Genomic DNA, 6,234 nt, shown 5'->3' with positions numbered 1-6,234 from the left:
GATCAACGTCACCCGCTCCCGCCTGGGACGACTCGTTCGTCAGGGACTCCTCGATCAACCCGGACGCGGCCGCTACCAGAAACGGACTTAACGCCCTCTAAGGGGCAGGAACAGATGCAGCTGGGTGGTGGCCATGGCCATGGAGTAACCCTCGCGAGCGCGGGGTCGAGAAGTCGTCCTCGTACTCACGCTTGGGGCGCGAGCAACCTCCGCTCGCGAGGGGAGGACGAGGGGGATCACGCCGGAGCAGACGTACTGGGTGGCAGACCCCCGCTCGCGCGGGGAGGACTCGCCGGTGCCCGGCTGCTGCCGTACGAGCGGCGGCAGACCCCCGCTCGTGCGGGGTCTGTCGGTGCGGTGGTCCACCAGATGCTGGGATATGACGCCCTCCCGTGCGAGCGTGGCCTGCTGTTTGACGTGCTCTCCCGTCGTACCCGCGGAAGAGTGTGGATCGGCCCTGTCGGCGGTGCTGTGCTTCCTACCGGGCGGACTTGGCTGAGGACGTGGAAGGACGGCAGCAGTGACCGCCTGGTGGTGAACCTCGTACTGGAGGCGTGGAAATCCGCCTGCTCCGGTGGATCTCGCTGACGCCCATGGTGGGGAGGCAGTTGAGCGATACGCCGATATCCATGGGACTTGGCTCTGCCGACGGCACTTGGAGTCAGGTGCCCGGCCGGGTGTTCTTCCGGCAGGGACGCGATGCTGTGCTGCCACTGGTGCCGTCCCGTTCGGTGAATCAGTGGTGACGGGTCGTCAGGCAAGGTCAGCAAAAGTCAGCATCGGTCCGAGTACACCCTGGCCCACCTGCTGGTACCCGGGAACGGAGGTCTCTGCGGCTGGCCGGTGCCGATCACGCGGTGAAGCTGGTTGTCTTGGCGCCGGGCTGTCGAGCTACTGCTGTGGCAGCCGCCGCCCGAGCACCGGTTCTCCCAGGTCAGCGGTACAGGGGGAGGAGATGCCGGCGCTGTCGTCGGTAGCGTGGGGAACCCCCCTGAACTCCATCGCTCGCCGGGGCGGGAGCCGCTATCCTCCTGACACCGGATGAGTGAACGTAGAACGGCCCGTTCTACGGCAACCGGCTGCCCTGAGCGGCCCCACCGCGGGCCCGGGACAAGCGTCCGAGCCCGGCGGCGGCGCGGGGTCCGGCTCCACCGGCGCCGACGGCCGTCGTCAGTGAACGAGCGGAACCGGCCGCCGCCCCGGTGCGCCGTCAGCACGTCGCCGAGGGTGCCCGCAGCTGCTTCCGGGCGGTCTCGGTGCGGCGCGGGATCCTCGGCGGGGCGAACGGCACCTCGGTCATGACCGCGTCGCCGCACAGGTCGGCCAGCACGCTCCCCGACACGGGCGCACGCTCCGGTGGTCGGCGGATCCCCGGGGCCGGCCGGGGTCAGGGGCTGACCGCGAGGACCAGGTAGGCGCCGAGGATCGCCAGGTGGACGCCGCCCTGCAGGGGGGTGGCGCGCTTGGGGATGACGGTCAGGGTGCCGACCGCGACGGTCAGTGCGAGCAGGATCATGTGGTTCGCGCCCAGGCCGAGTTCGAGCGGGCCGGAGAGCCAGGTGGAGGCGACCGCCACCGCCGGGATGGTCAGGCCGATCGAGGCCAGCGCCGAGCCCAGTGCCAGGTTGAGGCTGATCTGCACCCGGTTGCGGACGGCGGCCCGGACGGCGGCGATCGACTCGGGCAGCAGCACCAGCAGGGCGATCACCACGCCGACCACCGCGCCCGGCAGGCCCGCGGCGGCGACGCCGCGCTCGATGGTGGGGGAGACGCCCTTGGCCAGGCCGACCACCGACACCAGGGCCACCGACAGCAGGGCCACGCTGACCAGCGTGGCCCGCATGGTCGGCGGCTCGGAGTGCTCGTCCATCGGATCGACGATCTCGCCCGCCGGGGTGACCGGCAGGAAGTAGTCCCGGTGGCGGACCGTCAGGGTCGAGACGAACAGGCCGTAGATGACGATCGAGGCGGTCGCGGCGAACACCAGCTGGGTGGTGGAGAACCGCGGGCCCGGCTCGGAGGTGGTGAAGGTCGGCAGCACCAGGCTCAGCGTCGCCAGGGTGGCGATCGCGCCGAACGCCGCGCCGGTGCCCTCCGCGTTGAACACGGCCACCCGGTACTTCAGCGCGCCGACCAGGATGGACAGGCCGAGGATCCCGTTGCAGGTGATCATCACGGCCGCGAACACGGTGTCCCGGGCCAGGCCCGCGCTCTTGTCGCCGCCGTCCGCCATCAGCGTGACGATCAGCGCCACCTCGATGATGGTGACGGCCACCGCCAGCACCAGCGAACCGTACGGCTCGCCGACCCGGTGCGCGATCAGCTCCGCGTGGTGCACCGCGGCCACCACCGACACCGCCAGGAAGCAGGCCACCAGTGCCACCACCGGCCACGGCAGGTCGCGGTGCCAGGTCGCCAGGAGTAGCAGGAACGCCAGCACCGGGGCGACGGTCGTCCACTGCAGGTAGTGCGGCCGGGGGGAGGGAGCCATACGGCCGAGCTTGGCAGATGGCACCGGCCCCGCCCGGAAGTGACACTCGTGACGGTGGCGACGGCACACGGCGAGGAGCTGCGGAGATGGTCGGACGGCGGACGGTACTGGCGGCGGCGCTCGGCCTCGCGGCGGGCTGCGCCGCCCCCGCCCGGCAGGCGCCGGTGGCGGTCGACGGCCCGGGGGCGGTCGACAGCCCGTCGGCGGTCCGGCCGCCCGCCCCGCCGTCCCGGGAGCAGGTGCTGGCGCGCTACGCCGGGCGGGCGCCGCACGAGTGGGGCACCGACCTGCCGGGCGTGGTGGCGACCGTCCCCGGCGGGGCGCTGGCGCTGACCTTCGACGCCTGCGGCGGGCCGGGCGGCGACGGCTACGACGCCGCGCTGATCGACACGCTGCGCCGCCTGTGGGTGCCCGCCACGCTGTTCCTGAACTCCCGCTGGGTGGACGCCAACCCGGGGCCGTCCGCCGAACTGGCCGCCGACCCGCTGTTCGAACTGGGCAACCACGGCACCGCGCACCGCCCGCTGTCGGTGACCGGCCGTTCGGCGTACGGCATCACCGGGACGGCGGACCCGGCCGCCGCGTACGACGAGGTGGCGGGCAACCGGGCGAAGCTGACCGCCCTGCTGGGGCGGGCACCGGGCTGGTTCAGGTCCGGGACGGCGCACTACGACGAGGTCGCGGTGGCGCTGGTGGGGGAGGCGGGCGAGCGGGCGGCCGGGTTCGCGGTGAACGGGGACGGCGGGGCGACGTTCACCCCCGGGCAGGTCGCCGGGGCGGTGGCCGCCGCGCCGCCCGGATCGATCGTGATCAGCCACTTCAACCACCCGGACGCGGGCACCGGCGCGGGCTACGCCCGGGCGCTGCCCGCGATGCTGGACGCCGGGTGCCGGTTCGTCCGGCTGTCGGACGGAGCCTAGGCGCCGACGTCGGTCAGGTCGCGGGCGCCGCGCAGCCGGGAGGAGAGCAGCAGGACGGGGGAGAGCACCGTCAGCGCGCAGGCCAGGGCGAGCGCGGTGCGGGCGCCCCAGAGCGAGACGGCGGTGCCCGCGGCCAGCGCGCCGACCGGGATGGCGCCCCAGGAGACGAACCGGACGGTGGCCATCACCCGGGGCAGCAGGGCGGCGGGGGTGGTGGCCTGCCGGTAGGTGCGGGTCAGGATGCTGGGCACCACGACGGAGGCGCCGAACCCGGCGTTGCCCAGCGCGAACAGCAGCAGGCCGGGGCCGCCCGGGGCGAGGGCCATCAGCGGGGCGGTGAGCACGCCGAACAGCGAACCCAGGACCAGGGTGCGGGCGGTGCCGAAGCGGGCGGCCAGCCGGGGGGTGAGCGCCGCGCCGACCAGGCTGCCGGCGCCCTCGGCGGCCATCAGCACGCCGACCAGCCCGGCCGGGGCGTGCGCGGTGCGGACCAGGAACACCGGGATCACGGCCATCAGCGCGCCGCAGACGAAGTTGACGCAGGTCGCCTCGGCCAGGCACGGGCCCACCACCGGGTGCCGGGTCGCGTAGCGCCAGCCCTCGCGGATCTGCGCCCGGAAGGACGGCCGTTCGCCGCCGGGCGCGGGGCGCTCGGCGGCGGCCCGCGGCAGGGTGCGCAGCAGCGCGGCCGAGCACAGGAAGCTCACCGCGTCCGTCACCAACGCGGTCGCCGCGCCCAGCAGTTGGACCAGCAGGCCGCCGAGCGAGGGCCCGGCGAGCTGGTTCACCGAGTGGGTGGCGGAGGTCAGGCTGTTGCGGGCGGTGAGCTGCTCGGCCGGCACCACGCTGGGCAGGAAGGTCGAGTTGCCGACGTCGAAGACCACGCCGGCGAAGCTGACCAGCAGCGCCGCCGCCACCAGGTGCGGCAGGCCGAGCACGCCGAACGCGGCGGCCAGCGGGACGGAGGCGATCGCGGCGGCGCGCAGCAGGTCCATGGCGATCTGGGTGCCGCGCAGCGGCAGGCGCTGCACCAGGACGCCGGCCGGCAGGCCGATCACCAGCCAGGCGACGTAGCCGGCGGCGGTGACCAGGCCGACCTGGAAGCCGTTCGCGTGCAGCACCGAGACGGCGGTCAGCGGCAGGGCGATCGCGGTGACGGCGTCGCCGAGCCCGCTGACGGTGGTGGCCGTCCAGTAGCGCCAGAAGGCGGCGGCCGCGCCGCCGGCGGGGGCCCGCAGCGGTCGGTCGGCGCGGGTGGGGCTGGTGGTGCTCATGCGGCGTTCCCCCTGGTGGCAGGCAGTGAGTTCCCTTTGGGAACTCACTATAGGCGGTGCGGGCGCGACAGTGGCAAGGTGGTCGCATGCGCTACACCGACGTCGGCGACACCGACTGCTCCATCGCCCAGGCGCTGTCCGTGGTCGGCGACTGGTGGACCCTGCTGCTGGTGCGCGACCTCGCGGGCGGCACCCACCAGTTCGACGCCCTGCACGAATCGCTCGGCATCAGCCGCAAGGTGCTCACCGCCCGACTGCGCACCCTGGTCGAGGACGGCGTGGTCGAGAAGCGCCTCTACCACGCCCACCCGCCGCGCTACGCCTACCACTTGACCGACAAGGGCTGGGGGCTGCTGCCGGTGCTGGTCGCCCTCCAGGACTGGGGCGGCCGCCACCTGCTCGGCGACGGCACCCTCACCGCCACCGCCGACCCCGACTCCGCCGAGACCCGCCGGGTGCACGCCCTGGTCGGCACCCGCGTCCCCGAACTCGCCCTGCCCGCAGCCTCCGAGAGCGCCCGCCCGCCGCTGGCCGACCCGGTCGGCCGCACCCCCTGGACGGTGCTGTACTGCTTCCCCGGCGCCTACGCCCCCGGCACCCAGGGCTACCCGCCCGGCTGGGACGACATCCCCGGCACCGTCGGCTGCACCCTCGAATCCTGCACCTACCGCGACCGGCTGGACGCCTTCACCGAGCGCGGCGCCACCGTGCACGGCGTCTCCACCCAGCGCCCCGACCAGCAGGCCGCGTTCGCCGCCCACCAGTCCATCCCGTTCCCGCTGCTCTCGGACGCCGCGCTGCGGCTGACCGGAGCCCTGCGGCTGCCCACCTTCCGGGCCGGCGGCGCCGACCGGCTCAAGCGGCTCACCCTGGTGGTCGACGCCGCCCGCACCGTGCGCGCGGTGCTCTACCCGGTGCCCGACCCGGGCGGCTCGGTGGCCGAAGTCCTGGCGCTGCTCGACGAGTTGACGACCGCCCAGCGGTAGAGCAGCACCGAGGCGAGCGCGGCCAGCGCGCACCAGGTGGAGACGAACGCCAGCCGCCACAGCAGGCCGCACACCAGCGCGCCCGCCCCGGTGATCCAGCCCAGCAGCCGCAGGTGCCGATCGCCCGAGCACAGCAGCGCGCCCAGCACCGCCGCCAGGTAACCGGCCAGCAGCACGCCGGGCGCCGGGACGCCGACCGCGTAGCCCAGGGTGTGCCCGTGCGCGTGCGCCGCCACCGGCCGCCGGGCCACGGCGCACGCCAGCGGGACGGCCACGGCCGCGCCCAGCAGGGTGAACCACGCGGCGGCGCGGCGGCGGGTCGCGCACCACACCGCCGCCGGGACGTACAGCGGCAGCAGCGGCAGCGCGATCACCGCCCACGCCGTCCGGGCCCACGCCCAGCCCGCCCACACGCCCGCCTCCACCACCTGGTGCGCGCCCAGCAGCAGCGGCAGCGCGGCCAGCGGCAGCCGCCGCGACGCTCCGGCGCGCACCGCCGCCGCGACGCCGACCGCCGCCACGGCGCTCCCGGCGATCAGGTCGGCCTCGGCGCTCCAGCACAC

The 6,234-nt window shown here is 74.7% G+C and carries 6 protein-coding genes; 2 read left to right on the top strand and 4 right to left on the bottom strand.

Annotation, left to right across the window (positions count from 1 at the left end):
* Positions 1-1,210 precede the first annotated feature (1,210 nt).
* Together OO48_RS40845 and OO48_RS30300 are read right to left on the bottom strand one after the other, a co-directional pair.
* Positions 1,211-1,342, bottom strand: coding sequence for a hypothetical protein (locus tag OO48_RS40845; RefSeq protein ID WP_280842443.1), 132 nt, complete (start codon positions 1,340-1,342; stop codon positions 1,211-1,213).
* A gap of 45 nt (positions 1,343-1,387) precedes the next feature.
* A complete protein-coding gene (locus OO48_RS30300) occupies positions 1,388-2,491 on the bottom strand; it encodes a calcium:cation antiporter (RefSeq protein WP_033222082.1) in 1,104 nt (367 codons plus the stop codon).
* Between the two features lie 86 nt (positions 2,492-2,577).
* Here OO48_RS30300 and OO48_RS30295 point away from each other — a divergent pair, with 86 nt between their 5' ends.
* The gene (locus OO48_RS30295; RefSeq protein ID WP_033222081.1) at positions 2,578-3,411 is read left to right on the top strand and encodes a polysaccharide deacetylase family protein; all 834 of its coding nucleotides are present in this window, start codon (positions 2,578-2,580) and stop codon (positions 3,409-3,411) included.
* Here the strand turns inward: OO48_RS30295 and OO48_RS30290 are convergent.
* Entirely contained in the window at positions 3,408-4,685 is a 1,278-nt protein-coding gene (locus tag OO48_RS30290; protein WP_033222080.1) for an MFS transporter, read from the bottom strand. The two genes, OO48_RS30295 and OO48_RS30290, sit on opposite strands and share 4 nt — an antisense overlap.
* Positions 4,686-4,771: 86 nt before the next feature.
* Here OO48_RS30290 and OO48_RS30285 point away from each other — a divergent pair, with 86 nt between their 5' ends.
* The gene (locus OO48_RS30285; RefSeq protein WP_033222079.1) at positions 4,772-5,671 is read left to right on the top strand and encodes a winged helix-turn-helix transcriptional regulator; all 900 of its coding nucleotides are present in this window, start codon (positions 4,772-4,774) and stop codon (positions 5,669-5,671) included.
* Here the strand turns inward: OO48_RS30285 and OO48_RS30280 are convergent.
* Positions 5,593-6,234 carry a DUF6629 family protein gene (locus tag OO48_RS30280; protein WP_033222077.1) on the bottom strand — a complete coding sequence of 214 codons (642 nt, stop codon included), beginning with the start codon at positions 6,232-6,234 and terminating at the stop codon, positions 5,593-5,595. The two genes, OO48_RS30285 and OO48_RS30280, sit on opposite strands and share 79 nt — an antisense overlap.

It is taken from the genome of Kitasatospora phosalacinea (assembly GCF_000716545.1).
Classification (GTDB): Bacteria; Actinomycetota; Actinomycetes; order Streptomycetales; family Streptomycetaceae; genus Kitasatospora; species Kitasatospora phosalacinea.
This window is presented reverse-complemented; position numbering and strand designations above follow the sequence as displayed.

What these genes read in the sequence shown, in the direction of transcription:
- OO48_RS30285 (WP_033222079.1), top strand. Translation starts at nt 4,772, where the DNA reads ATGCGCTACACCGACGTCGGCGACACCGACTGCTCCATCGCCCAGGCG.
- OO48_RS30295 (WP_033222081.1), top strand. Translation starts at nt 2,578, where the DNA reads ATGGTCGGACGGCGGACGGTACTGGCGGCGGCGCTCGGCCTCGCGGCG.
- OO48_RS30290 (WP_033222080.1), bottom strand. Translation starts at nt 4,685, where the DNA reads ATGAGCACCACCAGCCCCACCCGCGCCGACCGACCGCTGCGGGCCCCC.
- OO48_RS30300 (WP_033222082.1), bottom strand. Translation starts at nt 2,491, where the DNA reads ATGGCTCCCTCCCCCCGGCCGCACTACCTGCAGTGGACGACCGTCGCC.